17 protein-coding genes are annotated in these 16,571 nt (G+C 40.1%); 14 read left to right on the top strand and 3 right to left on the bottom strand.

Translation table 11 applies throughout. The features are described from left to right. Positions 1–640: 640 nt before the first annotated feature. The 5 genes from LQ227_RS23450 (at position 641) to LQ227_RS23430 (ending at position 7,145) form a co-directional block, all read left to right on the top strand. Positions 641–3,577, top strand: a complete 2,937-nt coding sequence (locus LQ227_RS23450; protein WP_230151383.1) for a CheR family methyltransferase — start codon at positions 641–643, stop codon at positions 3,575–3,577. Between the two features lie 6 nt (positions 3,578–3,583). Further along, positions 3,584–5,197 (top strand): PAS domain S-box protein, encoded by a 1,614-nt coding sequence (locus LQ227_RS23445; protein WP_230151380.1) that lies wholly within the window; start codon positions 3,584–3,586, stop codon positions 5,195–5,197. Positions 5,198–5,199: 2 nt separating this feature from the next. Then, the gene (locus tag LQ227_RS23440; protein ID WP_230145315.1) at positions 5,200–6,198 is read left to right on the top strand and encodes a chemotaxis protein CheB; all 999 of its coding nucleotides are present in this window, start codon (positions 5,200–5,202) and stop codon (positions 6,196–6,198) included. Positions 6,199–6,214: 16 nt separating this feature from the next. Beyond that, the gene (locus LQ227_RS23435; protein ID WP_230151378.1) at positions 6,215–6,862 is read left to right on the top strand and encodes a response regulator transcription factor; all 648 of its coding nucleotides are present in this window, start codon (positions 6,215–6,217) and stop codon (positions 6,860–6,862) included. Positions 6,863–6,959: 97 nt separating this feature from the next. Beyond that, a complete protein-coding gene (locus LQ227_RS23430) occupies positions 6,960–7,145 on the top strand; it encodes a hypothetical protein (protein WP_230151376.1) in 186 nt (61 codons plus the stop codon). A 241-nt stretch (positions 7,146–7,386) separates the two neighbouring features. Here LQ227_RS23430 and LQ227_RS23425 read toward each other — a convergent pair whose 3' ends face one another. Beyond that, positions 7,387–7,860, bottom strand: a complete 474-nt coding sequence (locus LQ227_RS23425) for a PleD family two-component system response regulator (protein ID WP_230151374.1) — start codon at positions 7,858–7,860, stop codon at positions 7,387–7,389. Positions 7,861–8,105: 245 nt separating this feature from the next. Between LQ227_RS23425 and LQ227_RS23420 the strand changes: the two genes are divergently transcribed. The 4 genes from LQ227_RS23420 (at position 8,106) to LQ227_RS23405 (ending at position 10,007) form a co-directional block, all read left to right on the top strand. Then, complete coding sequence (locus LQ227_RS23420) at positions 8,106–8,402, top strand: hypothetical protein (protein ID WP_230146682.1); 297 nt, start codon at positions 8,106–8,108, stop codon at positions 8,400–8,402. A gap of 38 nt (positions 8,403–8,440) precedes the next feature. Further along, a complete protein-coding gene (locus LQ227_RS23415) occupies positions 8,441–9,175 on the top strand; it encodes a DUF72 domain-containing protein (RefSeq protein ID WP_230151372.1) in 735 nt (244 codons plus the stop codon). 117 nt (positions 9,176–9,292) lie between these two features. Beyond that, positions 9,293–9,568 carry a hypothetical protein gene (locus tag LQ227_RS23410; protein WP_230151369.1) on the top strand — a complete coding sequence of 92 codons (276 nt, stop codon included), beginning with the start codon at positions 9,293–9,295 and terminating at the stop codon, positions 9,566–9,568. Between the two features lie 58 nt (positions 9,569–9,626). Next, a complete protein-coding gene (locus LQ227_RS23405; protein WP_230151367.1) occupies positions 9,627–10,007 on the top strand; it encodes a response regulator transcription factor in 381 nt (126 codons plus the stop codon). Positions 10,008–10,108: 101 nt separating this feature from the next. Here the strand turns inward: LQ227_RS23405 and LQ227_RS23400 are convergent, their stop codons facing one another. Then, positions 10,109–10,612 (bottom strand): hypothetical protein, encoded by a 504-nt coding sequence (locus LQ227_RS23400; protein ID WP_230151364.1) that lies wholly within the window; start codon positions 10,610–10,612, stop codon positions 10,109–10,111. Positions 10,613–10,879: 267 nt separating this feature from the next. Here LQ227_RS23400 and LQ227_RS23395 point away from each other — a divergent pair, with 267 nt between their 5' ends. Next, positions 10,880–11,080 (top strand): hypothetical protein, encoded by a 201-nt coding sequence (locus LQ227_RS23395; RefSeq protein WP_230145306.1) that lies wholly within the window; start codon positions 10,880–10,882, stop codon positions 11,078–11,080. Between the two features lie 57 nt (positions 11,081–11,137). On the opposite strand, the gene surE is transcribed toward LQ227_RS23395, so the two are convergent. Further along, positions 11,138–11,866: a 5'/3'-nucleotidase SurE gene (gene surE, locus LQ227_RS23390; RefSeq protein ID WP_230145305.1), complete on the bottom strand. Its 729-nt coding sequence runs from the start codon at positions 11,864–11,866 to the stop codon at positions 11,138–11,140. A 65-nt stretch (positions 11,867–11,931) separates the two neighbouring features. On the opposite strand from surE, the gene LQ227_RS23385 reads away from it, so the two are divergent. From LQ227_RS23385 to LQ227_RS23370, 4 genes are all read left to right on the top strand, one after another. After that, the gene (locus LQ227_RS23385) at positions 11,932–12,852 is read left to right on the top strand and encodes a diacylglycerol kinase family protein (protein ID WP_230145304.1); all 921 of its coding nucleotides are present in this window, start codon (positions 11,932–11,934) and stop codon (positions 12,850–12,852) included. A 1,098-nt stretch (positions 12,853–13,950) separates the two neighbouring features. After that, positions 13,951–15,495 carry an FAD-dependent oxidoreductase gene (locus LQ227_RS23380; RefSeq protein ID WP_230151361.1) on the top strand — a complete coding sequence of 515 codons (1,545 nt, stop codon included), beginning with the start codon at positions 13,951–13,953 and terminating at the stop codon, positions 15,493–15,495. Positions 15,496–15,605: 110 nt separating this feature from the next. After that, on the top strand, positions 15,606–15,887 hold the full coding sequence (locus tag LQ227_RS23375) for a hypothetical protein (protein ID WP_230145302.1): 282 nt from the start codon (positions 15,606–15,608) through the stop codon (positions 15,885–15,887). A 200-nt stretch (positions 15,888–16,087) separates the two neighbouring features. Further along, complete coding sequence (locus LQ227_RS23370; protein WP_230151360.1) at positions 16,088–16,564, top strand: CinA family protein; 477 nt, start codon at positions 16,088–16,090, stop codon at positions 16,562–16,564. The last annotated feature ends 7 nt before the right edge of the window (positions 16,565–16,571 follow it).

Below are 16,571 nucleotides of genomic sequence, written 5' to 3'. Positions count from 1 at the left end.
GATTTAACACGACCTAAAATGCGCTAAAAACCCTCATACCATTTATGTTGAATTTTATGCGATAAATTAGGCCTCAATATGACAATTATATTTATGATGCAACTGTTCCAAACACTGCACACCGTATTTCTCCGGCTTCCTGCGATTAATACCCAATTTTAAACAAATAATACCCAAAATCCCATCGGGTATAGGAGATAAATGGCAAGCGCTCTACAACAACACGCAACAACTTAAATATCAAATAATTAACACAAAAACAATTCGATTAGCACTAAAAATCCTTAAAAAAACATCTCTATTGATCCCCCAAATTTGAAAACAGAAAAATAGATCCCCTATCTATTCTTTTCATTTTCAGCAAGATCGGCATTTTAGATAATTCTAAGTTTTGTAAATCGTTTTAGGCTAAACTTTACAATTTTAGGCACAAACATGTGCAGGTTTTGACTGGCCCGAAATTTCGCTTATATTTATCCTTTAATCATCCTATGGGAGCTACACATGGACTTTCCAGCGTTTGATCTGACCCATAAACCCGGTGGCAAATAAAAATGCGGCATCAGGGCAGTATAGCAAGTATCAGTGTTCCCCTTATCCATTTCACAATGATAATTGAGATGCGAAAAAAATAAAAGAAATGCAAGAAAACCAAGATGGTGCTCAGTCACATCATCCAGCAGAGCTGAACAGGGAAACGCCTCAGCAGGCTGCTTCCTTCCCAATTATAGGTATGGGTGGAGCCAGCGGATCATTACCTGCCTATCAAAAATTCTTTACCCATATGCCTGTCAATGCCGGCATGGCTTTCGTAATTATTGTCCACCAGGATAAAGCCGAAGAACTGGATTATTCCGTCCTGCTCAAGGAATCGACCAGTATGCCGGTATTGACAGCAAAAGATGGTTTGGAAGTACGCGAAAACCACGTTTACATTATTCCTCCTGGCACTGATATGGGTATTCATAACGGCCATCTTTTACTTTTTAGCGCCTCGCGGCCAAAAGGTGCACACATGCCTATTGATTATTTTTTCCAGAGTTTAGCTGAAGATCAATGGAACAAGGCTGTTGCCATCATCTTTTCTGGTTTAGGAGCCGATGGAGAAACAGGTTTGAGAATGATCAAAGAAAAGCTCGGTATGGGTATGGTACAAGAGCCGGATACAGCCGAATTTTCGAGCATGCCTTATGCTGCGATTAAAACACACATGGCCGATTATGTTCTTCCCCCGGAAGAAATGCCCTTAAAACTGATTCAGTACCTTAATCATCCGGTCCTTGTAGGTGAAGCAAACGAAGAATTAACCTCACCCCTTACCAATAAGGTACACATACAAAAAATACTGATGTTATTGCGTTCGCAAACCGGACATGATTTCACTTTATATAAAAAAAACACCATTTCCCGCCGCATAGAACGCAGGATAGCCTTTCATCAGCTGCCAGATTATGAAAGCTATGTAAATTATTTAAGGGAAAATCCTGCAGAAATCGATACCCTGTTCAACGAACTTTTAATCGGGGTAACAAAATTCTTCAGAGACCGCCATGCCTTTGATAGTCTGAAAGAACATGTTTACCGTTTGCTTGAACAAAAAAGCCCGGAAGAGCCGATCAGGATCTGGATTGCAGGATGCTCAACAGGTGAAGAGGCCTACTCTATTGCCATTATCATTACCGAGTTTTTAGACAACCTTAAGTCGAAGCGGAAGCCCAAAGCGCAGATTTTCGCTACCGACCTCGATCCAAATGCGATAGACCATGCACGCGCAGGCTTTTATTTTTCAAATATCGTTGCAGAATTGTCTGCACAGCAGCTTGAGAGATTCTTTGTTAAAAAGCCGAACGGCTATACTGTAAAAAAGGAAATCAGAGAGATGATTGTTTTTGCACAACACAACCTGATCAAAGATGCCCCTTTTACGAGGCTCGATCTGCTATGTTGCCGTAATGTGATGATTTACCTTACTACAGAGCTGCAGAAAAAGATTATTCCGGTTTTTCATTACTCTTTGCAGCCAAACGGTCTCCTTTTTCTCGGGCCTGCCGAATCTGTGGATGCTTTTAACGATATTTTTAACAGTATAGATTCCAAATGGAAGATTTTTGAACGTAAGGAAGGTGTAAGCGCCATCGGAAAAATATTGGATTTTCCTTTCCACATCGCCAATCAGGATAAACTGGGTAAAATTGACAACACCACAAAAGCATTGGCCAAAAACCCAATTGCCGAAAGCTTTAATAAGGTACTGCTCGAAAATTATACCCCCGCTTCTTTATTATTAAATGAAAAAGGCGAAATCCTATACATCAATGGCAAAACAAACCGGTTTATCCAGCTTAATCCCGGAGAGGCGGTAATGAATATCCATAGAATGGTAAGGGAAGAACTCAAATACGTACTGGGAAATGCCATTCACCTGTGTCTGACCAACCATACAAAGGTTGAGATAAACGATATCCGGATCAAAGAAAACAACCGTACTTACCTGATGGGCTTTTCTGTCGATTACCTTAATGAGCCTGCGCTTCAAGGTCTTTTACTGGTTAATTTTTATGAAAAGGGGCTGGTTAGAAAATCTACGGCACAAAAATCTAAATCTGCATCCAATATCAGTGAAGGAGCGGTAGAAGAACTTGAAAAAGAACTTACCTATACCAAACAGCAGCTGCATACCACCATTGAGCAGATGGAAACCTCGCTGGAAGAACTAAAATCGACCAATGAAGAACTGCAGAGCACCAACGAGGAACTGCAGAGCACAAATGAAGAAGCATTAACCACCAAAGAGGAAATGCAATCGCTCAATGAAGAGCTAATGACGATTAACCTCCAATACCAGAACAAGGCAGAAGAGCTCACCCAGCTGAACAATGATATGAAAAACCTGCTGGACAATACCGAGATCGGCACCATATTTCTCGATAACCAGCTTAACATTTTACGTTTTACCCCTCAGGTAACCAGGCTGTTCAATGTAATTACCTCCGATATTGGCCGTTCCATTACCCATATTGTTTCAAATTTCGAATATCCTTCTATTGAACAGACCATTAATGAAGTAATTACAACCTTATCGGGTAAAGAACTTGAAATCAAAACCAAAAAAGGCGAATGGTATAACCTACGCATTATGCCCTACCGTACAATGGATAATTTCATCAATGGTGCTGTACTTACGTTTACTAAAATTACACCGATAAAATCGATGAACGCGAGGATGCTCGGCTTATTGCAATATGCACAATCAACAGCCGACCTACATCCTCAGGCCACTGTTGTATTGGATGCCGACCGAAAGGTATTGGTGTGCAATGAGAAGTTTCAGAACATGTTCCGTATACAAGAATATGAAATAAGAGAACTTTCTTTCACAGAAATTGTTATTAATAAGTGGCAGATGGATCTTCTCTCTGACAAGCTCTCCAATTCATCCCCGGCAAGTGAAGAAATATATGTACAGCACCATTTTAACGGACTGGGCCTAAAACACTTGGAAATTAAAATAGAAAGAATCATGGAAAAAGGAACAGGGAGTACTTTAATCATGATACTGAGTTTTAAGGAAAAATAAAAAAATGTGAGCAAAACATCAAAAGAAGTTATTCTTTCGGTACTCAGGGCTAAGGCAGAAGAACTCCTAGCCGAAAGGGATTTTGCTGGACAAAGAATACCTCCAGATAGCGAAATGGCTGTTTTAATTAACGAATTGGAGATCCACGAAATTGAAGTGGATATGCAAAACGATGAACTCCGTGAATCGTACAGGGCAATCGATATGGAGCGCTCAAGGTTCACCGGTTTTTTCGATGCTGCACCCATTGGTTATTTTATTCTCGATGCGTTGGGCACGGTTAGCGAGGTGAATAATACAGGCATAAACCTGCTCCACACACACAGAGATGCAATTTTAGGCAAACATTTCTCTTTCTGGATTTTACCTGAAGTAAAGGAACATTTTTATGCTTTTATTTTAGGACTGGACAATTTAGATAAAACCAGAAGTTATGAAACACTCATCCGGCTTTCGGATGGAAAGATAATGCAAGCACAGTTGGGAGGAATAGCCATGAAAAACCCGCAAACCGATGCAGCTGAGTATTACATTACCTTAACAGATATTACAGAATCAAAAAATGCTGCACAAGTACTTAAAGAAACTACCGAACGGCTCAACCAGACGTTAAAAGCCTCTTTTACGGGCACATGGAGCATATGGCCCGATAAAAAAAAGGTATATTTTGATGAATTTAGTAAAAACATCCTTGCACTTAATGCCAATGATTTCGATGATACTTTAGATGGTTTACTTAAGTTGGTGATCAGTGAAGACCGTGAAAAAATAAGAGCAGTATGCGAAAAAAGCAACACGCTGAGAGAAATAGACATGGAGTTCCGTTTAAAATCAGACCAAGGGCTGCCAAAAACAATTCTGGCTAAAGGAAGAGAAATTTCAAAACCTGGCGAAGAATGTTATTTTACCGGGATTTTATTCGATATTTCTGAACGTAAACGTGCGCACGAAATTGAAGAGGCGAATAAACGGGCTCAACAGCGTTTGTTAACACAGGCCGTGCTTGATGCACAGGAAAAAGAGCGAAGTAAAATCAGTGCGGCCCTTCACGATAGTATCTGTCAGCTGTTATATGGCATCAGGTTCAACATCAACCACCTTAAAAAAGCAGATGAAGCTCAACTTAAGGCAGAAATGGGAAATGTGACCAAACTGCTCGATCAGGCCATACGCGAAATCAGGGATATCTCTTACGAACTTACCCCTTCTGTACTTAAAGATTTCGGATTTACAGCCGGAATAAAAGAGATGAGCCAACGCCTGAGCAATAGCGTTTTTAAAATCAACAATCAGATACACCGGAATGCCGATAAGTTGCCGGGCGAAGTACAGTTATATGCTTTTCGCATCATCCAGGAACTGATCAACAACAGCATCAAGTATTCGGGTGCAACACAGGCCTCCATATCGGTATGTACAGAAGATGGAAAAGTAAACATCACGGTATGCGATAACGGAAAAGGAATTGATCTGAAAAACGAAAAACACTTACGCACGGGTTCTGGATTAAGGGGAATTAAAAACAGGGTAGCCATGTTAAATGGTACATTTAGTGCCTATAACAACAATGGCGCATGTTTTAGCATCTCTTTCGATCCGGCGGAATTTAAAGAAGAGTGATCATGTCAAAAAATATCAGAAATATTATTACCATAGGTGCATCTGCAGGAGGACTATCAGCGGTGTCTAAGCTGCTTTCTAAACTTCCAGCCGATCTGGATGCTGCTATATTTATTGTAATCCATTTAGGTAAGGCAGCCCTTGTAGATGTTGTACTTAACATGCTTGGCAAAAATTCGCCACTTCCGATCAGCATACCGGAAGATGGTACCCCGATAAGCAACGGACAGGTTTACCTTGCACCAGCTGATGCCCATATGATGCTCCAGAAAGGACATATTTTAATTAAACGGGGCGCTAAAGAAAACCATTGGCGCCCATCTATTGATGTACTGTTCCGCACGGCTGCTGCTGCCTACGATTCGTGTGTAACGGGCATTATACTAACTGGCCTTTTAGATGATGGAACATCAGGGATGGCTGCAATAAAAAAATGCGGCGGCCGCTGTATTGTACAAGAGCCTGATGGTGCCGAATTTCCTGACATGCCCAACAACGTGATCAGCAACATGGAGGTTGATTACCGGGTACAGATTGAAGAAATGGGCTATATCCTTAGCGACCTGTATTCCAGAAATGAATGCGAAGCCGGCGCCGTTCCTGAAGAAGTGAAACTGGAATCGGAAATTACCATCAGAATGTCTACCAGCCTCCCGGCTACCGCCCAACTGGGGCAGCTTACGCCTTTTACCTGCCCGGATTGCGGAGGGATTCTTACCCAGATTGACGATCTGAATGGAGAAAAACACTACCGCTGTTTTACCGGCCATGTTTTCAGCGAAAGTTTTTTGGATAATGAGTATGCCGACAAAACAGAAGAAACCCTTTGGGTGGCCATCCGCATGATGGAAGAACGCAGAAATTTTAACAATACCATGCGCAAAGACAATGGCATAAACGAACCGGAGAGGGAAGCCAAAGACAAGGAGCTCCAGGCACACATAGAAAGGCTCAAACTGGTAATGCAAGGGTTGGCAAAAGAACGTCAAAAAATTAAATAATTAAACAATAGAAGCCTTGAAAGTAATACTCGCAGAAGATCATAACATTGTTCGAAACGGCATTAAAATGCTTTTAGAATCGCAGGGAGAGGTAAGGGTTGTAGCCGAAGCTAACAATGGCCTCGAAGTACTCAGCTATTTTGCTGAAGGTGGGCATGCAGATATTGTAATTGCCGACATTAATATGCCCGAAATGGATGGAATCAGCCTGATCGGGCAGCTCAGAACACTGAGCCCTTCTACTCATGTTGTGATGCTCTCTATGCTTGATAATGAAAAATACGTTGCCCAGGCATTTATTGAAGGTGCCAGAGGGTACCTTCTCAAAAATGTAGGCGAGGACGAACTAAATTTTGCACTACGCTACGTAGCTGGCGGAGGCAAATACCTTTGTGCCGAACTGGCCGAAAAGTTACTCGATAAACTCACCCAAACGACCATACAACACCCCGAAACAAACGGACAGCATATCGATTTTTCACTAAGGGAAATGGAAGTATTACATTTAATCGCCGAAGGATATACGAATACCGAAATGGCCGATAAACTATTTTTAAGTAAACGCACCATTGAGGGGCACCGCCAGGCACTGATCGATAAAACAGGTGCTAAAAATACCGCTGCACTTATCCGCTTTGCGGTAGTCAACGGCTTCATCAGTTAGGCCGAAACCTGCAGTAACCAGTCATAAATAACCTGGCAATCTACCCATAACAAAATCTGTTAAATATCCATTTGCGTATATCCTAGTGATTAAAGCAATGGTAGATAAAAGAGAAAAATTAGCGGTACTTCTTAAAATACGTGCAATTTATTTGAGTGATTTTGGTGGCTTACTTAAAAATGGCAGAATAGTAGACCGGAGAGAATTCCCACAGGCGATGCCTATTGGCGAATATGCCAAGTTTGGCGTTCCTAAGCCAGAAAATTACAGATATCTAACTTAAATGACGGTTGGTATTTAATTAAGCGTTCTATTAAAAACCTGAGTTCGATAATTATTTGCTAAAAATCATATCTTATATATGCCTAATCCCGCTTTATCGTCATGCTGAATTTATTTCAGCATCTTTTTTGTGTGAAAGACCCTGAAATAAATTCAGGGTGACGACCGCCTTAACAGAAAACTTGATTAAAACGTCACAAAATGAGATTTGATAATCGAACTCATGTTAAAAGATTGGAAGGTTAGTTAAATTTTACACGCCAGGGCTTAAAATACATGAGCATAGCGTTACTGTTTAACTTCTTCGGTTTTTTTTTAAGCAATAAACGTTTTACAGGCTTCAATATCTCTTCAATACTAAAAGGTTTCTCAATAAAACAATCAAATGTACTTCCCTCCAACTGGAGTAAAATACTGCTATAGGCAGAAATGATTACCACCGGAATTTTAGATAAATGCTCATTTTCTTTAAGTGCTGTGCAAATCTCTCCACCATTTACCTTCGGCAAATGGTAGTCAATAATGATGAGGTCTGGCCTGAATGCCTCTATTACACCCATTTCAGGCGCGTCTGTCTCTATACGGCAGTAAAATCCCATATCGGTAAAAAGATTTCCGAGCACTTCAGAAAGTGCGGGATCATCCTCAATAATCATTAGCCGCTGCGGCAAATGCACCTGTTTTTCAACTGCAATGAACTTTACCCGTTTTTCCATAATTATTTTGACAATTCTTTTAAGCAATTTACCAAAACACAGTTCCTTATACAATGTGGTTAATACTGTTTTAAAAAAGTAAAATACCTGAAATACAAACACTTAAACACAACATATCAATCAAATAAGCTAAACTCATATTTGAACCACAAAAAGTAAAAACAACCCGAACCAACATCGCTTTTTTATTGTTTATTAATAAATGCAGCTTTAAGCAATCAACTTAAAATAATGATAAAAAAACGATGAGAGACCTACCCTTAAACCATAACCAAGAAGATTTGAATACATTAAAGAAAAAATTTGATGATGGATTAATTGAATCATTATGGAGCGAAAACGGAGAATTGACCTATATTATTAACGATGGGTTGGATTTAAATGAATATGCTAACCTGGCCAAACAAATTTTGGAAAGCGAAGGCGATATTGCCCATGATTTTATTGGCAAGGTTACCAATAAATCGAAAACTTCATCAGCAAGATTCGAATACAGGTCTGGCTGGTTTTTAGATGGCATGGCTGATGGAGAAATTGAATAACAGGTAGCAGCAAAATGCAAACAAACTGATAACGAAATATGAAATTAGGAAAAGCATACATCGGCACATCGGGATGGAAATACCGCCATTGGGAGGGCAATTTTTATCCTGATGACCTTAAAAAGAAAGATCAGTTTAAATATTTTACCGAACATTTCGATACTGTAGAGCTGAATAATTCATTTTACCGCCAACCCAGCATCGATAATTTTAAGCAATGGGAATTGCAAAGTCCGAAAAATTTCATTTATGCTGTTAAAGCCAATAGATATTTTACCCACCTCAAAAAATTGAATGTGGAAAAGGCCGAAATCCTCGATTTTTTAAATGCCAGTGAAGGGCTGGAAAACAAACTGGGACCTATTCTTTTTCAGCTCCCGCCTAAATGGCAATTAAATACAGAAAGGCTGCAGCGGTTTTTAGAAATGCTCCCTAAAAAGCACCGATATACTTTCGAATTCAGAAATCCAAGTTGGTATCATGATGATGTATTTACGCTGCTCGCCAAATATAACTGTGCTTTTTGCATTTATGAGCTGGCCGGGCATCAATCTCCCATTTTGAGCACAGCAGATTTTGTGTATATCAGATTACATGGCCCTGGAGGAAAATATCAGGGAAGTTACAGCGAGCATAGCTTAACAAAGTGGAACAACATGTTGATTTCGTGGATGAAAGAAGGAAAAGATGTGTACCTCTATTTCGATAATGACCAGGCAGGTTATGCTGCTTTTAACGCGCTAGAAATAAAAAAAATGATCGGCCCGGCATAACAAAAATAATTTAGCAAAAAAATAAGCGAAAGTACCCAAGCTTATGTTGGTTAATTTTCGCTTTGCTTAAAACTTTTAATCAGATGGTTCTGTTATTTTAACAAAGTAAATCGCATTATGGCAAATACCAAAAACGACAGAAAAGACCTTGAGAAAGGCAATCAACGGAAAAACCAGGAAGAGCTAAATCAAATCGCTTTGGGTAATACTGACATAAAAAACACGCCCTTAGCCAATAACAACGATCTTTTAAGTTTGCCCAAAACCGATGGCACAGGTGCGAACCCTGCCGCGGCCACCCCCCATTCGCTTATTGTACACGAAGATGAAAAGGATAAAGACAGGTATGAAGAAGGCAACAATAAAGATCAAAAAAATGCCCCTACAGCATAACGTAAAAACGCAAATACCATTTTTAATGAACAAATTTTAGTGTACAAACTATTTCTTTATGAGTAAACTGATCTGTATACTTGAGGATGACGCAGGGATAAGAGATATATTACAGTTCCTGCTTTTGGAAGAAGGCTACCAGGTAGCATGTTATACTACCGTTAATGAGTTTTTGAGCAGAAAGCATATCAATCCCGACCTTTATTTATTGGATGTAATGCTGCCTGATGGCAACGGCATGGCGGTATGTAAACTGCTTAAGGCTGATCCTAAAACCGCTGCGACACCGATAATAATGATGAGTGCCCATGCCGACATACAACAAATGACCAGCGGATGTAATGCCGAAGAATTTGTGGTAAAACCCTTTGATATCTTTGTATTATTAAAAAAGATTGTCGATCTGTTAAATTTAAAAGGTGCTGCAAAGGATACATAATTGGTTAATTAACTTAAACCAATCAGGTTAGCTTAAAACTTTATATCATTATACAGTGAACACCAGAACGATAAAAACGGGGGTGGAAATTTGAGCTTTGCTTATTTTTTTAAGCCTTGGATTTCATTCAAGTCTGCCGTCCAATGGGCAATTTTTGTTTCAGCCCAGGCCCTCAAATCAGGGTTCAGCAATCCTATAGAACCAGTAGCTTTTACATGAAAACCAATCATTTTTTGATCTGAATCGATGAGGAGTGAATGCAACTGTTCAAATTGTACCGGATGATGTTGACGCAATAGCGTTAGTTTTTGCAAGTGTTCTTCTTTGAGCGAAGCTTGTGGAAATTGATCCTGCGTATTTGTATTTGCAGCTAATTGCTGAATATAGGCTTGATTTTCTTCCGCTCTCCTGATACCTACATTCTTAATTTCTGGCGCATCAGCCATCTTCTGCAGTTCAAGGTTCAACTGCTGCTGATATTGCATTTCAGGATACACCGAGTCGGTAAATTCGCGATCGTGCATGGCAAATTCGGTCTGATCATGTTTGCAGCCAAGCAAAAACAGCGAAATAATAAAAAATAGACAAAACTGAGGGTGTTTCATGATTTTAACGCTTTTACAAAATATTAATTTACCAGTCGATAAACCAGCACAAAATTGTTCCGTTTATTTATTTGGTTTTCACCCATAAAACAAAGTAAAAACAGAGATGGTTTTATAAAATTAATTGGTTGATGAAGAAACAGTGCAAAAAAATATACCACTGGCTATGCGTTGAAAAAATTGCACAGACTAAAAAGAAAAATTCGTAAAACTTTCACAAAAGCACAATTGTTTTATTGCTAGTATTTTAACAATAATTCTATTCTTATGAAAAAACTTATGATGATGATGCTGGCCTGCTCAATCTGCCTGGCATCGGTTGCACAAACACGGCAAGACACCACCAAAAAAAAGACAGAAAAAACAAAACCTGCAAAGAAAAGCAAAGAATGGCCGTCTAAAAAAGACACCACCAAACGTGACACGCTCAAACGTGACACCATGCAAAAAACCAATCCAGTGCATTAAGCAAGGGCCCTCACGGGCCTTTTTTAATGCATCAACAATTTTTCCGAAAAATTTAAGCTATTTAGACATCAGGTGACTTACAAGCTCAACCTCATTGGTTAGATCTAACCGCAATGGCGTAATAGAAACATAACCATGATCAACGGCCCAACGGTCGGTGTCTTCTTCGGCTGGCTCAAGCGGAGTTACCGTAATCCAAAAATGTTTCCGCCCCATCGGGTCTTCTCCTGGAACAACATTTCCATCATAAAGGCGCACAGACTGCCGTGTCCACTTAATACCCTTAGGTTCTGGCGGAAAATTAACATTATACAGGGCAAGCTCGTTGTTTATAAATAATTCCTCGAGCGAACTTACCACAAAGGGTTTCAGTTTTTCGAAATCAGGTTCGGTACGGCCAACAGGCGTACTTAAAGCAATGCCTTTTACGCCCAAAAGAACAGCTTGTTTTGCCGCAGCTAATGTACCCGAATGCCACATTGAATTGCCTAAATTAGGGCCCATATTAATCCCCGAAAGCACCACATTGGTATCAGGATAGAGGTGCAGGCCAAGTGCAACACAATCGGCCGGTGTACCGTTTACGCGAAAAGCATCTATACCCTCAAAAGCAATCGGCGATTTCTTGTAGCTTAAAGGCCGTGAATGTGTTATGGCATGGCCCATAGATGACTGTTCTACATCAGGGGCAACAATTCTTACTGTGCCAAAAGCTTTGGCAATGTTGGCAAGTGCTGCTATTCCGGGGCTGTAAATGCCGTCGTCATTGGTGATTAAGATATTCATGTCTATTTTTTTACTGTTTATACCTCTTAATAAAACTAAGTCTGGCCTATATTGTTCAAATAAAGATGAAAAAGCCAGCGCCTTTAGTTCACGTAATCCATAATCCTGGAGCAGGACAACAAAAACTTTCAGAAAAAGAACTTGCGTCTGCCATCGAGCGCCACGGCTTTTCGGTAGATTATGCATCTTCTGAAAAACGTTCATTAAAAGATATCCGCCCCGAAACTTCATTTATTGCCATTGCCGGTGGCGATGGAACCATAAAAAAAACGATTATCAAACTCCTTGATAAAAAACTGCGTTACAAACGGCCCGTAGCCCTTCTTCCTTTTGGTACAGCAAATAATATTGCAACCTCTCTTGGTATTTCTGACGATCTGGACCGTAATATAGCTTCCTGGTCTAATTACAATCTGCGGAAATTTGATATTGGACAGGTTACCGGAACGACAGAACCACTGTTTTTCATCGAATCTTTTGGCTTTGGTATTTTCCCTAAACTGATGCAAAAGCTTGAAGGTATGGATACAACAGCAATCAAAACGGCTGAGGATGAATTCGAAATTGCACTGGATACGCTATTGGCAATCTCCGAAACCTATGCTGCTCACACTTGTAGCATAGAAGTAGAGGATAAAAAAATAAGAAAAAAATGTATCATGGTCGAAATCATGAATATTTCGCGCCTTGGCCCCAATTTGAGGTTAAGTGAACATGCTGATCCCAGCGATGGTTTTTTCGATGTGGTAATTGTAGAAGAAAACCAAAGGGAAATCCTAAAAAACTATATTGCAGAGGTTGCAAAAGGAAAAGATGTGGTGTTTCCAGTACCGCCGATAAGAACAAAACACTTAAAGATAAAATGGGACGGAAAAGATGCGCACGTAGATGACCAGCTGATAAATGACATCAAAAAGAGCCGTTTAAAAGTAAACCTGATGCACAGCCTTGTAGAAATAATGGTTGAAAATGAAAAACTTAAATAAATAAGAGCCTGTTTAAATTTTATTATGAATTATTAGTATGTGAGTCTAAGGGGTTAATTTATTTCATAAAAACCAATATAAGTGACATACATAATTGATTATTTTTTGCCAAAGCTTATCCTTGCCTCGGCTCGCCGCCGCCGAAGGGCTCTTTCTTTTTGGCATCAAAAAGAAACAAAAAATGCCGGCTGAAAATTTTTCTTTTGAAGGCAGGTGTGCGGCTAGAACAGTGCAGCCCGAAAAATTTGTTAGGCCGGATTTAAGTAGAACGAGGATACAGTGCTATGGCCTAGCTGGACGAAAATGCGAAAGTCGTTAAGATATTGATTAATAATGATTTACAAAATAACGTCAATGGTAGCGTAGTCGAAGACCTATTTTTCGATATATTAAAAGCAATCGACTCCCCTCAGTGTGACAAAAATATTAGATAAGTAAAATAATTGTATCAAATTTAGACAGTTTCTTTGTACTTGAAATATAGCTGATTTACACAAGTGGTCGTCACCCTGACCTGTTGCGCAGCGGAAAACTACGCAGTAAACCGAGCCTTAAGCGAGCTCACCGAAGGTAATTTATTTCAGGGTCTTAAACTTTAGATGCTGCTATCTCAAGTATACTTTAAGCTTATTTCCGAAAAGAGTGCTTGTTGACTAAATTTTTTTATATTAAAAAAGTAATTTTGCATGGCATAATAAAAATCAGCCTTTCAATCTAAACTCGATTGAAGCGGCATCCCCCAATCCTTCATTGGGGATACAGCGCAAAGCGAGACTGCATGACCCGAAGAACTACTGCACACTCATTTTCAAAAAACAATAAAAAAAAAAGGCATGAAAGATGCTGAACTAAATTCAGCATGACGATAAGAAAATAAAAAACAGTTGGCAATTTCTAGATGGCAGTTTTTATATGTTTTGCGCCATTTAAAACCACCGTTACCAATCATCTTACTCATCAAAGATTTGTAGAAATAACCGGCCTTTTTTATCCAAAAAGAACAACTTTCTGTTCAAGGTAAAAAGATAAGCTCCGGAAAAACGCGTACAATTCAAAAACCTTTGCGCTTTACCTCCTGTTTTAATATAAAAACAGCTTATGAAAAACCGTACCGACCTTACGTCCGCCAGGGACGGAGAAAATGAAAGTCTATGGCAGGTTTCGCATCCCCGCCTGGAAATCAAACCGCTCAAAGAAAATACAATTTACGATGTAGTAATCGTTGGTGGAGGAATTACAGGTGTAACTACTGCACTTGAACTACAGCGAAAAGGTAAAAAATGTCTTTTGATGGAAGCGCAAAATCTGGGCTTCGGTACAACAGGTGGTACAAGCGCACACCTAAATACCTTTTTGGATGCCACCTATCCGGAGATCGATAGCGATTTTGGAAAAGAAGCCTCTGCCCAACTTGCGCGTGCTACAAAAGAAACAATCGAAATGATCGGCAGTAATATCAAATCGCTCGAAATCGATGCAGACTTTGAATACAAAGATGCCTTCCTCTTTTCTCAGAACGAGGAAGAGACCGAGCAGCTTAAATCCATCCTTTCCTCTTCACAGCAGGCTGGTGTTAAGGTAAGTGAAGCATTTGAAAATGGCATTGCAATCGATTTCCAACACGTATTACTATTTAAAGAGCAAGCACAATTCCATCCCATAAAATATATACTTGGCCTCGCCAGAGAATTCCTTAAACTGGGTGGAGATATCCTGGAGCATACCTTTGTTGAAAACAGTGCGTATAAAAACGATATTCACTATATTAATGCAGGAAATGTAACCGTTCAAGGCAGGAATTTGGTATGGGCTACACACATTCCGCCTGGAATTAATATCCTGTCGCTCAGAAATGCACCTTACCGAAGTTATGTACTTGCGGCTAAACTTAAAAACGGAGATTACCCCAACTGCCTGGCTTATGATATGCAAGAGCCTTACCACTACTTCCGAAGTCATGAAATAGATGGAGATCAATACCTGTTAATTGGTGGCGCTGACCATAAGACGGGGCACGATGATCCGGAAAAGGCCTTTTCGGCGCTAGAGAAATATGCACTGGAAAACTTTGACATCAGCTCAATCGATTATCGGTGGTCATCACAGTATTATGTTCCCGTAGATGGCCTGCCTTATATTGGCCAGTTTCCGGGTGGTGATGCGAACAGATTTGTAGCAACAGGTTTTAACGGGAACGGGATGGTCTTCGGCAGTCTTTCGGCAATGATCTTAACCGATTTGATATTGGGTATTGAAAACGATCTTGCGAAACTGCTCAGCCCGTCGCGATTGAAACCCGTTTCTGGTTTTATGGATTTTGTGCAGGAAAATGCAGATGTGGCCTATCATTTCGTTGCTGACCGGTTTGGAACAGAAATTATCCAGTCTACAAAAGAATTAAACAACGATGAAGGCAAAATAGTAGAATTAGATGGCAAAAAGCTCGCTTTATATAAAGATACAAACGGCAAGGCTATCGCTTTAAGCCCTGTGTGCACACATGCCGGTTGCATTGTTAACTGGAACGCCAGTGAAAAGAGCTGGGACTGCCCTTGTCATGGAGGAAGATATGCTACTGATGGTAAAGTTCTTACCGGGCCACCAAGGAAAGCGTTGGAGAGAATAGAAATCCATAAGACTTAACAAGCCTGATAAAATAAGCTCAGGTATAAATCAAGATTTGGACCGTTACAAAGGGCCACTAAAAAAGATCAATGCCTAAACAAATCCATCAACATTAGGGTTGTAATTTTATGGTTCCATTTAATATTCAGATCGATCATGGTGATGATAAAATAACCCTGACCATTATTCCAAAGGAAGATTATTATATAATCGTTTATTTTGGCGGTATCCTTGGTGCCATCAGAAAAATGGAGCTGGACTGGATACTGCTCCAACAGGAAGAGATTGATCCTGGAATGCTAGCATATTTCGACCATAAACTGAATTCAGAAGTGGCACAGGTGTCATTAGGTATTCATGAAATTAACCTCATTGCGGGCGAAATTGAAAATCACCTTGTAAATCAGTGATAATAGAAGCTTTGGCCAGATCCTCATTTTGTTTATCACAAAAGCTCCGTTCTAACCCCAGGCTACTCAAAACCATTTATCCATAAGGGTTGTTATTTAGGCCAAGAGACCTCCGCACTACCAGCACCAAGATTTGCAAACACCTGCAAACGGGTCTGTTAATGTAGCGGCCAAATAAGATTTTTATAATGGACAACAAGATGAAAAATGTAGGCAAAATGCTTATTGCCAGAAACCTTACAATTGCTTTTGCTGAAAGTGCAACCGCAGGCCGGCTTTCAGCGGATTTTTCGATGATAGAAGATGCGGGTAAATTCCTTAAAGGAGGTATTACCTGTTATGATGCCTGTTTAAAAGAAGATCTTTTACAGGTTGACGCCTCGCTGATCAAGACCTATACCCCTGAATCAATGGAGGTTACGAAGGCCATAACCCTGGGACTCTCGAAATTGATAGCTGCAGACATCCATATCGGCATCACCGGACTTGCAGCTCCCGGGGGAAGTGAAACCGAGGAAAAACCGGTAGGCACCATGTTTATTTACGCTACGCACCATAACGAACTGGCTTTTTCAGAAAGGCTTAACTTTACCGGCAGTCGTGAGGAAATTGTTGCAGCAACAGTACTGACTTGCGCAACCATGTTAGAAGATTACCTCACTTCAGCGGATAACTAACAAATAG

Source organism: Pedobacter sp. Bi27, from assembly GCF_918698255.1.
Classification (GTDB): Bacteria; Bacteroidota; Bacteroidia; order Sphingobacteriales; family Sphingobacteriaceae; genus Pedobacter.
The sequence above is the reverse complement of the archived record's forward strand: the minus strand, read 5'-3'. Positions and strand labels throughout refer to the sequence as shown.